Genomic DNA, 14,228 nt, shown 5'->3' with positions numbered 1-14,228 from the left:
CGCTGCCCCCCGTCCTTCGGACTCCCCCCGGAGTTTTTCGCAAGGATGAATGGCCCTTCGGGTCAGAGCGCCGCGACGTGGCGGTCGAACTCGGCCCGCGCGCGGGCCCAGACGCCGGCCTCGATGCGGTCGAGCTGCAGGAGCGCGGGCAAGAGCTGGCGGGCGTAATCCTCGGAGCTTTCGCGCGGCAGGAGCGCGGGCAGGTTGTCGATCGCCACGACGTCGAGCGGTGGGGCGTCGTGCACGCGGCGGACGGGACGCGTCCTGTCGGTGGCGGCGTCGTAGACCCTGACCGGCGAGAAATCCGAGGTCGGGTCGCAGGCGATGTCACCGATCACGCGGAGCCTGCGGGGGGATGCCGGGACGCTTTCGGGCACGAAGACCGGGACGCCGGGCATGGCCAGGATGCAGTTGAGGAAGATGTCGTGGTCGAGCACCTCGGGAAAGGGGCCGCCATGCGCGGTTTCAGCGACGTCCCAGCGCGTGACCTGCAGCCCAAGCGCGTCGCAGAAGTCGCCAGCGCCGGTGCCGACGCGGCCCTTCGCGCCGATCACGATGACGCCGGGGCGGCGGGGCTGGCGGTCGAGCGCCGCGGCCAGCGCGTCGCGCAGCGCGGCGGCGTCGGGCCAGGCCGCGACCGGGCCGCAGATGCCGCCCCCGGCCTGCGCGATCCATGCCATCAGCGAGACCGCGGCGCCGGCGTAGCCCGCCCAGTAGCCGAAGGCGGCGGCGCGGCGGCCCTGGGCGTCCACGAGGTATTCGAGGTCGTAGAGCGCGCCTCCACCCGCCGCGAAGCGCCGCAGGAGCGCGCGGCCGGCGGGCTGGCCCTTGTAGGCATGGCCGAACATGATGTGGCGATGGACGAGCGGCGTGGCCTCGTCGCGCAGTTCCTTGAGCCCGAAGACGATCGCCTCGCGCGGGGCGGCGGTGCGCCAGCTGCCGGGCGCGGCGATCTCTGCGCCGGCCGCGCGGTAGTCCGCGACGGGAATGGCGCGGGCGGCGCTGTCCTCGACCGTGAGCCGAACCCCGGCCTCGAGGAGCCTGGCGGCGCCTTCGGGCGTCAGGCCTACGCGCTCTTCGTCGGGCCGGTCCTCGGCGCGGACCCAGACATGCACCATGTCAGTACTCCGTTCTTGCATGAAGCCTGTCGGGCGCGTCGAGGTGGGGCGTTGCGTTGAAGCCCGAGAGGATCTTGCCCTGCGGCAGGACGGTGACGCGGTGGATCGAGGAATTGCGGATCGGCACCAGCAGGTGCGCCATGCGCCCGGGGTCGAGGTCGAGCAGGTGGCGCACCATCATCCCGATCACGCCGCCCGAGGTCACGCACAGCACGCGGCGGCCCGGCCGGGCGGCGATGGTCAGGATCTCGGCCACGCGGCCCTCGAAGCTGGCGTAGCTTTCGTCGCCCTGGATCTCGGCGCGGAACCAGGCCTCCATCACGTCGCGGATGTGCTTCACGAAGTCCTCGGGGGTGCGGGGCTCGACGCTGCCGTTGCGCGCGGCATGGGCGCGGGTGAGGTTGAAGTAGTCGAGTTCGTTCAGCCGGGCGTCCACCTCGCGCTCGGCGCCCATGTCGCCCATCTCTTCCGCGGTCTCGCGGTGGCGGCGCAGGCTGCCCAGAAGCACGCGGTCGAACGGGTCCTCGTGGGCGCGCAGCCAGTCCCCGAGCCAGCGCGCCTGCTGCCTGCCGAGGTCCGAGAGCCGGTCGTATCCGGCCTCGTCGTTCGCGGCCGAGTTCGCCTGGCCGTGGCGGATGAGGACAAGCTCGCCCATGGGATCTTCCTTTTGCCGGTGGCTGTGGTGATGCGGGATGGGGGCGGGAAGTTCAAGCGCGGCACTGGACGGGTCCGGCGCACTCTGCGATGACCTGAGGCCGACCTGCCGCAAGGACGCCGCCATGACACCCGATGCCGACCGTTTCCTTTCCGATCTTCACGCGCTTCGCAGTTTTGGCGGGGACGCCGCGACGAAGGGCGTGCGCCGCCGCGCGTTCTCGGAGGCCGATCTCGCGGCGCGCGCGTGGCTTGCGGAGAGGTTCGCCAAGGCCGGGCTCGAGGTGCACATGGACCCGGTGGGCAACCTTTTCGGTCTTGCGCCGGGTGAAGGGCCGAGCCTTCTGGTCGGGTCGCATTCCGACACCCAGCCCGAGGGCGGATGGCTTGACGGCGCGTTCGGCGTGATCGCGGGCCTGGAGGTGGCGCGCGCGGCGCAAGAGGCCGGGGGGCCGCGCGTCTCGGTCGTCAGCTTCCAGGACGAGGAGGGGCGGTTCGGCGCGCTGACGGGATCGTCGGTCTGGTCGGGCAAGCTGGCGCTGGCCGACGCGGACGGCCTCGTCGCGACGGACGGGACCCGGTTCGGCGAGGCGCGGGCGTCGATCGCGGGGCAGGCCGGCGACTTTCTCGACCCGGCGCGGTTCACCGGCTTTCTCGAGGCGCATATCGAGCAGGGACCCGTGCTCGATGCCGCCGGCGAGGCGGCCGGCGTGGTCACCGGCATCGTCGGGCTGCGGCAATTCACCGTCACGGTGCAGGGACAGCAGAACCACGCGGGCACCACGCCGATGGCGATGAGGTCCGACGCCTTCGCTGCCGTCGCACGAATCTCGGCGATGCTGCCCGAGCGCTTCGCCAACATCGTCACGCCGTCGAGCGTTTGGACCATCGGGCATGTGAAGGTGCATCCCAACGCGTCCTCGGTGGTTCCGGGCCGCGCCGAGTTCACGCTCCAGTGGCGCGATATCGACGATGACAGGCTCGACCGGATGGAGGCCGCGATCGGGACGCTCCTGCAGGACGTCGCCGCCGGGGCGCGCTGCGAGATCCGGGCCGAACGTCTGCGCCACGACCTGAAGCCCATGCCGATGGACGCGGGCCTTCAGCGTGCGCTGTCCGAGGCGGCCGAGGCGGTCGCGCCGGGGCGTTGGCGGGCGATGCCGTCGGGCGCGCTGCACGACGCCTCGAACCTGTCGGGGCTGATGCCGGTGGGGATGCTGTTCGTTCCGTCGATCGGCGGGATCAGCCACGACTTCGCCGAGGACACCGCCGAGAGCGACCTGGTGACGGGGCTTGCGGTCCTTTCGGACGCGGCGCGCAGGCTGGCGGGGTAGGGAACCCCGGACAGCGCCTCGCGTTCCCGAGGGGACTTCCCTCGAGCAACGGACAGGAGGCACTCATGTCCACATCTTATCCGACCTTTCCGGTCCCGACGCCCGGCGACGACCCCAAGGCCACGCGGCGCCGCGATGCCCTGCAGCACCTTCTGACGCGGCTGGTCGATGCGCGCGAGGGGCTGGATTCCATGCTGAAGCGCGCCGAACGCGAGATCGAGCCGACCCTGAAGAAGCTCCGCGAGGAACACCACGAGGCGGCCGAGCGCGTTACCGCGCTGATGGTGGCGGAAGGCGCGGAGCCGGACGGATCGGGCTCGGCGATGGCGACCGTGAACAAGACCGTGGTGTCGCTGAGGGCGGCGTTCGACGAACTTGACGAAGACGCGCTGGAGCAGGTCGCCGATGGCGAGCAGACCGTGCTCGACGCCTTCACCGGCGCCATCGAGGAGCACGACGAGGGGCGCACGCGCGAGGAACTGGTCGACATGCGCGCCACGCTTCGGGACCTCGTGGACGAGGCGCGCCGGGTGGCTGCGGGCTGAGCGCCCTCAACTCCAGTCGACGTCACCGAGAAAGATGTAGCCCGCGCCGTAGATCGTCTTGATCAGGCGCGGGTTCTTGGGATCCTCGCCGAGCTTCGTCCGCAGCCGCGATATGCGCACGTCCATGGCGCGGTCGAAGCTTTCTCCGGCCGCGCCGCCCAGCGTCTCCTGCATCTGCTGCCGCGAGACGAGGCGCTTGGGGCTTTCGAGGAAGAGCCGCAGCACCTCGCCCTCGGCATGGGAGAAGCTGACCTCGGCGCCGTCCTTCGAGGTCAGAATGTAGCGGTCGAAATGCGCGGTCCACCCGTTGAAGCGGGCGGTCTGCAGCGCCTCGGGGCGCGGCCTTGAGACGCGCAGCCGGGCGCGGATGCGGGCCACGACCTCGGCGGGGTCGAAGGGCTTGATGATGTAGTCGTCCGCGCCGAGCTCGAGGCCCGTCACGCGGTCCTGCACCTGCGCGCGGCCCGAGATGATGATGATCGTGGCCCCCGATTCGAGCGCGAGGCGGTGCACCAGCGCGAGCCCGTCGCGGTCGGGCAGCCCGAGATCGACGAGGCAGACATCGGGCGTGCGCGTCTTCAGCGCGGCCTCGAACTCGGTCGCGCGGGCGAAGGCCGCGGTGCGGAAACCGGCCTCGGCGAGGGCGTCCGACAGCATGGCGCGCACCTGCGGCTCGTCATCGAGGATTGCGACGAAGGGCTGGCTCATGCGGCGCGCTCGTCCGCGAGCAGGCGCGACAGCTGCACCGCGCCCACCGGCTTGCCGAGGACCGGCCAGCGCAACGCGCCTTCCGAGCGCCGGGCATCGCCGTCGGGAACCGAGGTCATCAGCGCGAGCCTGAGCCCCGGCGCGCGGGCGGCGAGCCTCGACAGGAGCGACACGCCGTCCTCCCCGCCCAGGCGCAGGTCCGAGATCACCCAGTCGAGCCCCGGGATCTCGGCCAGCGTGAGCGCCTCCTCCGCGGAAGACGCCTCGATCACCTGGTGGCCCAGATCGGTCAGCGTCATCCGCACCGAGGCGCGCAGGTCGGCCATGTCGTCCACGAGCAGGACAAGCTGCGGCCGCGCCTCGGCCTCGGCGGGCTTCAGCGGCAGGCGCAGGGTGACGGCGCCGCCGCCTTGCGGGCGATTGGCCAGCCGGACATGACCGCCGGCAAGCTTCGTCATGTCGTAGACCATCGAAAGGCCCAGCCCCGAGCCCTCGTCCCCCTTCGTCGTGAAGAACGGGTCGAGCGCATGGCCGAGCGCCGCCTCGGAGAAACCGGGCCCGCTGTCGGCGACCGTGATCTCAAGCCAGGTGTCCTGGACGGCGGTCAGCGTCATGCCGATCTCGCCCGGCCCCGCGCCGATCGCGTCGCGCGCGTTCAGCACGAGGTTCAGAAGACTGTCCTGCAGGCTGTCGGCGTCCAGCATGATGGCGGTATGGGGCACCTCGGAGCGCGCGGTGAAGGCGATGCCGGGCGGCAGCGGCGCGCGGGCGAGCGGCGTGAACCCGTCGAGGAAGTCGCGCAGGATCACCGGGGCAGGGCGGATCTCCATCGGCCCCGACATGCGCGCGATCTTGTCGAGCAGGAGCCCGCCGCGCCGCGCCGCGGTCCGGGTGGCGCCCGTCAGTTCGTGGGCGCCGGCGGGCAGCGGCATCTTCTCCAGCCGTCCCTGCAGCCCCAGGATGATCGTCAGGAGGTTGGCGAAGTCGTGGGCGAGGCCGCTGGTCAGCTGCGCGGCCAGTTCGCGCTTGTGGGTCTGGGCGAGCGCGGCGCGCGCCTGCGCCTCCTCGGTGACGTCGGTGGACAGAAGATAGACGCCCGTGATCGGATCGTCCGGTCCGGGCTTGTCGGGGGTGAAGGCGGTGCGGATGCGCCGGCCGTAGGTGGGTTCGGTGAACTCCAGCACGCTCGGCTCGCCGGCCATCGCGCGCGACAGCGTCGGCCGCAGGCGGTCGGCGACCGGCCCCAGCGCTTCCTCGAAGCTGAGGCCGACGATGTCGCTGTCCCGGTCGGGCAGCAGCATGGAGAGCCTCCGATTCGTGTAGGTGTAGATCCCGTCGAGATCGACATGGGCGATGTGGGCGGGCGTCATCTCGGTCGTCAGACGGATGCGCGCCTCCATCTCCGTAAGCTCTCGCTTGGCCTCCTCGAGCTGGGCGATGGTGGCCTCGAGGCTGCGGTTGCTGCGGGCGAGTTCCTCGGCGTGGGACAGAAGCTGGTCCGAAAGCACCTCGGAGCGGCCGCGCAGGAGTTCCTCCTGCCGCTTGACCGCCGTGATGTCGGTATAGACCGTGACCCAGCCGCCTTCCGGCAGCGGCGAGCCCTCGACCGAGATGGTCCGCCCGTTGGCGCGGCGGCGCTCCATGTAGTGTGGCACGAAGGCGCGCGCGGCCTCGACCCGGTCGCGCACGAAGGCCTCGGTGTCGGGCACCTCGCCGTATTCGCCGGTCTCGGCGAGGTAGCGGATCGTGTCCTCGAAGCGGGCGCCGGGCGTCACGAGGCGCTCGGGCAGGGCGAACATTGTCTGGAACGGGCGGTTGCACACCGCAAGCCGCAGGTCCGCGTCGTAGATCGACAGCGCCTGCTGGATCAGGTTCAGGGCCGCGCGCGTCAGGTGGTCGGTGCCACGGCTTCGCTGCATCTGATCCTCCCCGCGTCCGGTCGCGTCCGTTCCCATGCTGTCCCTTCCGCTCCCGCCGGCGTCAAGCGCTGCCGCCCCGATGTTACAATTCGTAAGGATCGCGCAAAAGTCAGGCAAAACTTGACGGTGACAGATAGTGTGTCACCGTGATCGCCTCGGCTGCCCACGCACGCGACGTGCCGCCGGTGGTCCGGGAGGGTGACGCAGGTCCTTGGGAGGGGCCTGCGAAGGGAGGAAAAGCTTTGGCAGACGCAAACGCCCATTCGGGCGCGCCCCGTTCCGTGCCCGCGCTTCTGGAGCGCAACGTCGCGCAGTTCGGCTCCAAGCCGGCCTACCGGGAAAAGGAATTCGGAATCTGGCAATCGTGGACCTGGGCCGAGGCGGCCGAGGAGATCGAGGCCATCGCCGCCGGGCTTCTCGCGCTGGGCGTGAACAGGGGCGATTACGTCGCCGTCATCGGCCGGAACCGTCCTGCGCTCTACTGGTCGATGGTCGCGGCGCAGGAATGCGGCGCGATTCCGGTGCCGCTCTATCAGGACGCCGGCGCCGAGGAGATGGCCTACGTCCTGGAGCATTGCGGCGCGCGCTTCGTCGTCTGCGGCGACCAGGAGCAGGTCGACAAGGTGATCGAGGCGCAGGAAAAGCTGCATCACATCGAGCACATCATCTATCACGACGCGCGCGGCCTGCGGAAATACGACCATTCGCGGCTTCACGCGCTGGCCGACGTGCAGGCCGAGGGGCGCGCGGCGCGCGAGCGTTTCGCGGCGGAGCTTGCCGCGCGGAAGGCCGAGCTGACCTACGATTCGACCTGCGTGATGCTCTATACGTCGGGCACGACGGGGAAGCCCAAGGGCGTGGTGCTGTCCAACCGCAACATCATCGAGACGTCGAAGGCCTCGTCGGACTTCGACCGTCTCGCGCCCAGCGACGAGGTGCTGGCCTACCTGCCGATGGCGTGGGTCGGCGACTTCATCTTCTCGATCGGACAGGCCTACTGGACGGGCTTCTGCGTGAACTGTCCCGAAAGCGAAGACACCATGATGCTGGACCTGCGCGAGATCGGTCCGACCTACTTCTTCGCGCCGCCCCGCGTGTTCGAGAACCTCCTGACCTCCGTGATGATCCGCATGGAGGACGCGGGCAGGCTGAAGAAGCGCATCTTCGACCGCTACATGGCGCTCGCCAAGCGGGTGGGGCCGCAGCTTCTGGACGGCAAGCCGGTGTCGCTTGCGGATCGCATCGGCTACGCGATCGGCAACATCCTCGTATACGGGCCCCTGAAGAACACCCTCGGCATGAGCCGGGTGCGCGTGGGCTACACGGCGGGCGAGGCGATCGGGCCCGAGATCTTCGATTTCTACCGCTCGCTCGGCATCAACCTCAAGCAGCTCTATGGCCAGACCGAGGCGTCGGTCTTCATCACCCAGCAGCCCGACAGCGAGGTCCGGCCCGACACTGTCGGCGTGCCCTCGCCCGGGGTGGAGCTGAGGATCGACGAAAGCGGCGAGGTCTTCTACCGCTCGCCGGGCACCTTCGTGGAATACTACAAGAACGCCGAAAGCACGGCCTCGACCAAGGACCCGGAGGGCTGGGTCGCCACCGGCGACGCGGGCTTCATCGAGCCCGAGACCGGGCACCTCAGGATCATCGACCGTGCCAAGGACGTCGGAAAGATGGCCGACGGCTCGCTGTTCGCGCCGAAGTATGTCGAGAACAAGCTGAAGTTCTTCCCCAACATCCTCGAGGCCGTCGTCTTCGGCAACGAGCGCGAGTATTGCACGGCCTTCATCAACATCGACCTCAGCGCGGTGGGCAACTGGGCCGAGCGCAACAACATCGCCTACGCCTCCTACCAGGAGCTCGCGGGCCATCCGCGCGTGCTGGCGACGATCCGCGAGCACGTCGAGGAGGTGAACCGCTCGGTCGCCGAGGACGAGATGCTGTCAGGCTGCCAGATCCACCGGTTCCTCGTTCTCCACAAGGAGCTCGACGCCGACGACGGCGAGCTTACACGGACCCGCAAGGTGCGCCGCCGGATCATCGAGGAGAAATACGCCGACCTGATCGACGCGCTCTATTCCGGCAGGACCGAGCAATACACCGAAACGGAAGTCACCTACGAGGACGGCCGCAAGGGCAGCATCAAGGCCACGCTCGAGATCCTCGACGCCGCGACGGTGCAGGCCGCGCCGGCAAAGTCGCCCGCCGAGAAGGTGGCGGCCGAATGACCCTGACCGCGGGCGCCCTTTTCCTTCTGGGCTTTGCGGCCTCGTTCGTCGCCGGACGCTACGTCGCGCGCGGGGCCGCGGCCCTTCAGGGCGGCGCAATCGGGATCTGCGGCGTCGCCGCGCTTGTCGTGGGGATGCCCGCCGCCTGGGAGAACAGCTATGTCTGGGCCTTCGCGGCCCTTCTTGTCTATGGCCTGATCGGCGCGCTGATCTTCCGCTCGGGCCAGGCCGCACGGGAGAGAGCGGAATGAACGGGATGACCGCACGCACGGCGCCGGCCGAGGGCTACACGACCGAGGACGGCCGCCGGATCGGCCCGGTGGTCATGGAGATGAAGAACATCACCCTGCGTTTCGGCGGCGTGGAGGCGATCAAGGACATTTCCTTCGACGTGCGCGAGGGCGAGATCCGCGCGATCATCGGGCCGAACGGGGCGGGCAAGTCCTCGATGCTCAACGTGATCTCGGGCTTCTACCACCCGCAGGAGGGCGAGGTCTGGTATCGCGGATCGCGCCGCCCGCAGATGAAGCCCTTTCAGGTCGCCCGCCAGGGCATCGCGCGGACGTTCCAGAACATCGCGCTGTTCGAGGGGATGACCGTCCTCGACAACGTCATGACCGGGCGCCTGAACCACATGAATTCCAGCTTCCTCGACCAGGCCTTCTGGTGGGGCCGCGCCCAGAAGGAAGAGGCGGCCAATCGTCAGAAGGCCGAGGAGATCATCGATTTCCTCGAGATCCAGCACATCCGCAAGACGCCCGTGGGACGCCTGCCCTATGGTCTGAAGAAGCGCGTGGAACTGGCGCGCGCGCTGGCGGCGCAGCCGCAGATCCTGCTTCTGGACGAGCCGATGGCGGGAATGAACGTCGAGGAGAAGGAGGACATGAGCCGCTTCATCCTCGACGTGAACGACGAGTTCGGGACGACCATCGTGCTGATCGAGCATGACATGGGCGTGGTCATGGACCTGTCCGACCGGGTCGTGGTCATGGATTACGGCAAGAAGATCGGCGACGGCACCCCGCACGAGGTGCGCAACAACCAGGAAGTCATCGACGCCTATCTCGGGGTCGCCCATGACTGACGTCCGCATCATCGCGGCGCGGAACGGAACGGTCCATGGACCGGCCCCGGCCCGTTCCGCGTTGGTCTGCTCCACCATAGGGAGCATGATCGATGATGACGGACGAACGCATCACACGCGCGAGGGCGGCGCTCGCCTGGGCGCTTGGGGATCATCCGGGCCTGCGCGACGGGCCGGACGCAGGGCAGGCCGGCGCACGGTCCGCGAAGGTCGCCGGATCGCCGGCGGGGCGCTGCGCGCTCACGCCTCGGCCGGAGGGTGCGGCATGACCCGGATCGCACATCGCCTGGCGCCGCTCGCCATCGCCGCGCTGGGCGCGACGAACGCTCAGGCGCAGACCACCGACGTCGCCACCCTTCTTCAGAGCGTCGAGAATTGCCTCGCGTGGAAAAACGAGGGTTTCCCCGTCGGACGAACGCCCTTTGCGGGCGGTTTCACGGTCGTCGAGGCGCTCGCGGACGGGGGGCGGGGCGTCTACCGCGAGGACGAGACGGGCTTCGAGATCACCTTGCGGCAGGAGGGCGACACGGCCTTCTGCGAAAGCACCGCAGGCACCGTCGCCATGGGCGAGGACGGCCACGCGGAGTTGCGGACCCAACTTCGGGAGCGGGTCGAGGATGGCCGCGCGGTCAGGCTGGAGGACGGGCGCTACGCGTTCTGCGCGGGCCCGCCCGGCCTACTGAGCGTGCGGGACGCGGAGGGCGGCGGCGCCACCTTCGTCATCGAGTTCAACACCGATGCCGCCCTCGATGCAGCGGGCGGCTGCGGCAACTGAGACATGGCAGGCCGGGGTTTCCCCGGCCTGCCGGGCGCCCCGGGCGCCGGCAAGGATAACGCCGCCCGCGTGCGGCCGAGGGGAGAGGTGCAATGCCTGACCAACTGATCTTCGCGATGGAGGTCACGCTGAACGGCCTGATGACCGGCGTCATGTATGCCCTCGTCGCGCTGGGCTTCGTGCTGATCTTCAAGGCCTCGGGCATCTTCAACTACGCGCAGGGGGTCATGGCGCTTTTCGCGGCGATGACGCTTGTCGGCATCCAGGATGGCCGCGTGCCCTTCGCGCATCTCATCAACGAGATCTTCGGAACGGAAATCCACTATTTCGGCTGGGAGGTGCCGGCGCTGGCGGCCATCGCGCTGACGGTGCTGGTGATGATCGGCTTCGCGCTGGCGGTGCAGAAGTTCGTGTTCCGCCACCTCGTGGGGCAGGAGCCGATCATCCTGTTCATGGCGACGATCGGCCTTGCCTACTTCCTCGAGGGCGTTTCGGACCTGATGTGGGGCTCGGAGATCCGCAACCTCGACGTGGGCCTGCCGCAGGGCATCAACGACGCCATCGACCAGGCGACGTTCGACGTCTTCGGCTACGGGTTCTTCATCGACAACCTCGACATCTCGGCCTCGATCATCGCCGCCGTGCTCGTCGCGGGACTGATCGCCTATTCGCAATACACCAAGAACGGACGCGCGATGCGCGCCGTCGCCGACGACCATCAGGCGGCGCTGAGCGTCGGCATCTCGTTGAACTACGTCTGGGTCCTCGTCTGGTCGCTTGCGGGGATCGTCGCGCTGGTCGCGGGCATCATGTGGGGCGCGAAATCGGGCGTGCAGTTCTCGCTGTCGCTGATCGCGCTCAAGGCCCTGCCGGTCCTGATGCTGGGCGGCTTCACCTCGATCCCCGGCGCGATCGTGGGCGGCCTGATCATCGGCGTGGGCGAGGCCCTGTTCGAGTTCACGATCGGCCCGATGATCGGCGGCGCGACCGAGAACTGGTTCGCCTACGTCCTGGCGCTCGTCTTCCTCGTGTTCCGGCCGCAGGGTCTGTTCGGCGAGAAGATCATCGAAAGGGTCTGAGTCATGAGCGAAGCAGACAAGCAGCCGCGCCCGCCCAACCCCTTCGCGAACCAGGGGCGGCCGGCCTTCGCCGAGGGCGGTGGCGGCGCCAAGAAGATGTGGGCGATCGTGTGCACCAGCGGCTTCGGCCTGTTCTGGTTCTCGGCGCTGTTCCTGATGGCCGGGCTTTTCGGCCAGCGCGAGCTGACGTTCTGGCCCGCGATCCTGACGGCCGTGGGCCTGATCGTGGGCATGACCGGACGCGTGATGATGGTGAAGGAGAAAGCCTGATGTTCTACCGCGAGGCAGGTGACTTCAAGACGTCCTACGCCGAGGACAACCAGACATTCCCGATCGCCTTCGACAGGTATCGCTACTTCTTCGTGCTGTTCGTGGGCGTGGGCATCATCCCGTTCGTGATCACCGACTACTGGGCGAGCGCCATCCTGATCCCGTTCCTGATCTACGCCATCGCGGCGATCGGGCTGAACATCCTGACGGGCTATTGCGGGCAGGTGTCGCTGGGAACCGGCGGCTTCATGGCGGTGGGCGCCTTCACGTCCTACAAGCTGATGACAGCGTTCCCGTGGATGGACATGGTGTCGATCACGCTTCTGTCCGGGGTGATGACGGCGATCGTGGGCGTGATGTTCGGCCTGCCGTCGCTGCGCATCAAGGGCTTCTACCTCGCCGTGGCGACGCTGGCCGCGCAGTTCTTCCTGATCTGGCTCTTCAACAAGGTTCCGTGGTTCTACAACTACTCGGCCTCGGGGCAGATCTCGGCGCCGGAGCGGACGCTGTTCGGCCTCGCCGTCACCGGGCCCAACGCAGAGGCCTGGGTGAAATACCTCTTCTGCTTCGCCTTCGTCTTCGTGCTGGCCTGGGTCGCGCGAAACCTCACGCGCGGCTCGGTCGGGCGTCAGTGGATGGCGATCCGGGACATGGACATCGCCGCCGAGATCATCGGCGTGAACCCGCTGCGCGCCAAGCTCACGGCATTCGCGGTGTCGTCCTTCTACGTCGGTATCGCCGGCGCGCTTTTGTTCACGGTCTACCTCGGCGCGGTCGAGGTGGGCGAGGCCTACGGGATCAACAAGTCCTTCCTGGTGCTGTTCATGGTGATCATCGGCGGGCTCGGCAGCATCTTCGGGTCCTTCGCCGGCGCGGCGTTCATGGTGCTCCTGCCGGTGGCGCTCAGGAATTTCCTGGCGGGAAGCCTCGGCTGGGATTCGGCGCTCGCCACGCATTTCGAGTTCGTCATCGTCGGCGGGCTTATCATGTTCTTCCTCATCGTCGAGCCGCACGGCCTTGCGCGGCTCTGGGCGCTGGCGAAGGAGAAACTGAGATTGTGGCCCTTCCCGCACTGAGGGGCCGCCAAACGAGAAACCCGGCGCAAACCGGGGCACGTGAAAATCGGACAACATCCAAGGGAGGAAAGACCCGATGAAGAAACTGGCAACCATGGCCCTCGCGGGCCTGATGGCCGCAGGACCCGCGATGGCCGAACTGGTCATCCCCGACCTGCACTACCGCACCGGGCCCTATGCCGCGGGCGGCATCCCGTTCTCGGACGGCTACCAGGACTACTTCAACCTTCTGAACCAGCGCGACGGCGGCATCGGCGGCGAGACCGTCCGCATCATCGGCTGCGAGACGGCCTACAACACCGAGCGCGGCGTCGAGTGCTACGAATCGACCAAGGGCGAGGGCGCGCTCGTCTACCAGCCGCTGTCGACCGGCATCACCTACCAGCTGATCCCGCGCGCCACGGCGGACGGCATCCCGCTTCACACGATGGGCTACGGCCGGACCTCGGCCGCCAACGGCGACGTCTTCAGCCACGTCTTCAACTACCCGGCGAACTACTGGGACGCCGCATCGGTGATCATCAACAACCTGCTGGAGGAGAACGGCGGCTCGCTCGAGGGCAAGACGATCACGCTTCTCTACCACAACTCCGCCTATGGCCGCGAACCGATCCGCACGCTCGAGACGCTCGCCGAGATGCACGGGTTCGAGCTTAGCCAGCTCGCCGTCGATCATCCCGGCCAGGAGCAGGGCAACCAGTGGCTCACGATCCGCCGCGAACGTCCCGACTACGTCATCATGTGGGGCTGGGGCGTCATGAACCAGGTCGCGGTCCAGGAAGCCGTCAACATCCGCTTCCCGATGGAGAACTTCATCGGCAACTGGTGGGCCGGCGCGGAGCATGACGTGACGTCCGCAGGCGCCGACGCGGCGGGCTACCGGGCGCTCAACATGAACCGCCTGGGCGACATGCCGGTCTTCGACGAGATCCGCACCCATGTCCACGAGGCGGGCCTCGCGGCGGGCGACGGGTCCAACGTGGGCTCGGTGCTTTACACGCGCGGCATGTACGCGGCGATGCTGGCGGCCGAGGCGATCCGGGCGGCGCAGGAGATCCACGGCGTCGCGGCGATCACGCCCGAGATGATGCGCGACGGCATGGAGGCGCTCGAGATCACCAACGCGCGCATGGAAGAGCTGGGGATGCCGATGATCGGGCCCGAGTTCGCGGTGAGCTGCGAGGACCACGGCGGCACCGGCATGGCGATCATGACGCAGTGGAACGGCGAGGAGTGGGTGACGCTCACCGACTTCGTGGCGCCCGACGACAGCGTGACGCAACCGCTGATCCTTGAGGACTCGGCGCAGTTCGCGGCCGAGAACAACATCTCGAGCCAGTGCTCCGACAGCTGATCCTACACCTCCGGCGGCGGCATCCACCGCCGCCGCCGGAATTGCGTATTTTTTTGAAAGATGAAGGCAGGGCGGGACGAC

The 14,228-nt window shown here is 68.5% G+C and carries 14 protein-coding genes; 10 read left to right on the top strand and 4 right to left on the bottom strand.

Annotation, left to right across the window (positions count from 1 at the left end; genetic code table 11):
- Window positions 1-62: 62 nt before the first annotated feature.
- Complete coding sequence (locus tag P6F26_RS13350) at window positions 63-1,118, bottom strand: saccharopine dehydrogenase (protein WP_278029181.1); 1,056 nt, start codon at window positions 1,116-1,118, stop codon at window positions 63-65.
- Between the two features lies 1 nt (window position 1,119).
- Entirely contained in the window at window positions 1,120-1,773 is a 654-nt protein-coding gene (locus tag P6F26_RS13345) for a histidine phosphatase family protein (RefSeq protein ID WP_278029180.1), read from the bottom strand.
- Between the two features lie 124 nt (window positions 1,774-1,897).
- Here P6F26_RS13345 and P6F26_RS13340 point away from each other — a divergent pair, with 124 nt between their 5' ends.
- Window positions 1,898-3,106 carry a hydantoinase/carbamoylase family amidase gene (locus P6F26_RS13340; RefSeq protein ID WP_278029179.1) on the top strand — a complete coding sequence of 403 codons (1,209 nt, stop codon included), beginning with the start codon at window positions 1,898-1,900 and terminating at the stop codon, window positions 3,104-3,106.
- Between the two features lie 65 nt (window positions 3,107-3,171).
- Window positions 3,172-3,651, top strand: coding sequence for a DUF2383 domain-containing protein (locus P6F26_RS13335; RefSeq protein ID WP_278029178.1), 480 nt, complete (start codon window positions 3,172-3,174; stop codon window positions 3,649-3,651).
- Between the two features lie 6 nt (window positions 3,652-3,657).
- Here the strand turns inward: P6F26_RS13335 and P6F26_RS13330 are convergent, their stop codons facing one another.
- Together P6F26_RS13330 and P6F26_RS13325 are read right to left on the bottom strand one after the other, a co-directional pair.
- The gene (locus tag P6F26_RS13330; protein ID WP_278029177.1) at window positions 3,658-4,359 is read right to left on the bottom strand and encodes a response regulator transcription factor; all 702 of its coding nucleotides are present in this window, start codon (window positions 4,357-4,359) and stop codon (window positions 3,658-3,660) included.
- Complete coding sequence (locus P6F26_RS13325) at window positions 4,356-6,278, bottom strand: PAS-domain containing protein (protein ID WP_278029176.1); 1,923 nt, start codon at window positions 6,276-6,278, stop codon at window positions 4,356-4,358. The genes P6F26_RS13330 and P6F26_RS13325 overlap by 4 nt, the downstream gene beginning before the upstream one ends.
- Before the next feature lie 242 nt (window positions 6,279-6,520).
- Between P6F26_RS13325 and P6F26_RS13320 the strand changes: the two genes are divergently transcribed.
- From P6F26_RS13320 to P6F26_RS13285, 8 genes are all read left to right on the top strand, one after another.
- Window positions 6,521-8,509 (top strand): AMP-binding protein, encoded by a 1,989-nt coding sequence (locus P6F26_RS13320; RefSeq protein ID WP_278029175.1) that lies wholly within the window; start codon window positions 6,521-6,523, stop codon window positions 8,507-8,509.
- Complete coding sequence (locus P6F26_RS13315; RefSeq protein ID WP_278029174.1) at window positions 8,506-8,760, top strand: hypothetical protein; 255 nt, start codon at window positions 8,506-8,508, stop codon at window positions 8,758-8,760. Before P6F26_RS13320 ends, P6F26_RS13315 begins: the two co-directional genes overlap by 4 nt.
- 5 nt (window positions 8,761-8,765) lie before the next feature.
- The gene (locus P6F26_RS13310) at window positions 8,766-9,593 is read left to right on the top strand and encodes an ABC transporter ATP-binding protein (protein ID WP_278029187.1); all 828 of its coding nucleotides are present in this window, start codon (window positions 8,766-8,768) and stop codon (window positions 9,591-9,593) included.
- A 265-nt stretch (window positions 9,594-9,858) separates the two neighbouring features.
- Complete coding sequence (locus P6F26_RS13305; protein ID WP_278029173.1) at window positions 9,859-10,368, top strand: hypothetical protein; 510 nt, start codon at window positions 9,859-9,861, stop codon at window positions 10,366-10,368.
- Between the two features lie 92 nt (window positions 10,369-10,460).
- The gene (locus tag P6F26_RS13300) at window positions 10,461-11,447 is read left to right on the top strand and encodes a branched-chain amino acid ABC transporter permease (protein WP_278029172.1); all 987 of its coding nucleotides are present in this window, start codon (window positions 10,461-10,463) and stop codon (window positions 11,445-11,447) included.
- A 3-nt stretch (window positions 11,448-11,450) separates the two neighbouring features.
- Window positions 11,451-11,717 (top strand): hypothetical protein, encoded by a 267-nt coding sequence (locus P6F26_RS13295; RefSeq protein WP_278029171.1) that lies wholly within the window; start codon window positions 11,451-11,453, stop codon window positions 11,715-11,717.
- The gene (locus P6F26_RS13290) at window positions 11,717-12,793 is read left to right on the top strand and encodes a branched-chain amino acid ABC transporter permease (RefSeq protein ID WP_278029170.1); all 1,077 of its coding nucleotides are present in this window, start codon (window positions 11,717-11,719) and stop codon (window positions 12,791-12,793) included. Before P6F26_RS13295 ends, P6F26_RS13290 begins: the two co-directional genes overlap by 1 nt.
- Window positions 12,794-12,869: 76 nt before the next feature.
- A complete protein-coding gene (locus tag P6F26_RS13285) occupies window positions 12,870-14,147 on the top strand; it encodes an ABC transporter substrate-binding protein (protein WP_278029169.1) in 1,278 nt (425 codons plus the stop codon).
- Window positions 14,148-14,228: the final 81 nt, after the last annotated feature.

Source organism: Roseicyclus salinarum (assembly GCF_029624655.1).
GTDB classification, from domain to species: Bacteria; Pseudomonadota; Alphaproteobacteria; order Rhodobacterales; family Rhodobacteraceae; genus Roseibacterium; species Roseibacterium salinarum.
Note: the sequence above shows the minus strand (reverse complement) of the source record. Positions and strands in the feature narration are given on the sequence as shown.

Bases quoted from the DNA above. Each gene is read 5' to 3' on its own strand.
- P6F26_RS13350 (WP_278029181.1), bottom strand. From the start codon at position 1,118: ATGGTGCATGTCTGGGTCCGCGCCGAGGACCGGCCCGACGAAGAGCGC.
- P6F26_RS13345 (WP_278029180.1), bottom strand. From the start codon at position 1,773: ATGGGCGAGCTTGTCCTCATCCGCCACGGCCAGGCGAACTCGGCCGCG.
- P6F26_RS13340 (WP_278029179.1), top strand. From the start codon at position 1,898: ATGACACCCGATGCCGACCGTTTCCTTTCCGATCTTCACGCGCTTCGC.
- P6F26_RS13335 (WP_278029178.1), top strand. From the start codon at position 3,172: ATGTCCACATCTTATCCGACCTTTCCGGTCCCGACGCCCGGCGACGAC.
- P6F26_RS13330 (WP_278029177.1), bottom strand. From the start codon at position 4,359: ATGAGCCAGCCCTTCGTCGCAATCCTCGATGACGAGCCGCAGGTGCGC.
- P6F26_RS13325 (WP_278029176.1), bottom strand. From the start codon at position 6,278: ATGCAGCGAAGCCGTGGCACCGACCACCTGACGCGCGCGGCCCTGAAC.
- P6F26_RS13315 (WP_278029174.1), top strand. From the start codon at position 8,506: ATGACCCTGACCGCGGGCGCCCTTTTCCTTCTGGGCTTTGCGGCCTCG.
- P6F26_RS13310 (WP_278029187.1), top strand. From the start codon at position 8,766: ATGACCGCACGCACGGCGCCGGCCGAGGGCTACACGACCGAGGACGGC.
- P6F26_RS13305 (WP_278029173.1), top strand. From the start codon at position 9,859: ATGACCCGGATCGCACATCGCCTGGCGCCGCTCGCCATCGCCGCGCTG.
- P6F26_RS13300 (WP_278029172.1), top strand. From the start codon at position 10,461: ATGCCTGACCAACTGATCTTCGCGATGGAGGTCACGCTGAACGGCCTG.
- P6F26_RS13295 (WP_278029171.1), top strand. From the start codon at position 11,451: ATGAGCGAAGCAGACAAGCAGCCGCGCCCGCCCAACCCCTTCGCGAAC.
- P6F26_RS13290 (WP_278029170.1), top strand. From the start codon at position 11,717: ATGTTCTACCGCGAGGCAGGTGACTTCAAGACGTCCTACGCCGAGGAC.
- P6F26_RS13285 (WP_278029169.1), top strand. From the start codon at position 12,870: ATGAAGAAACTGGCAACCATGGCCCTCGCGGGCCTGATGGCCGCAGGA.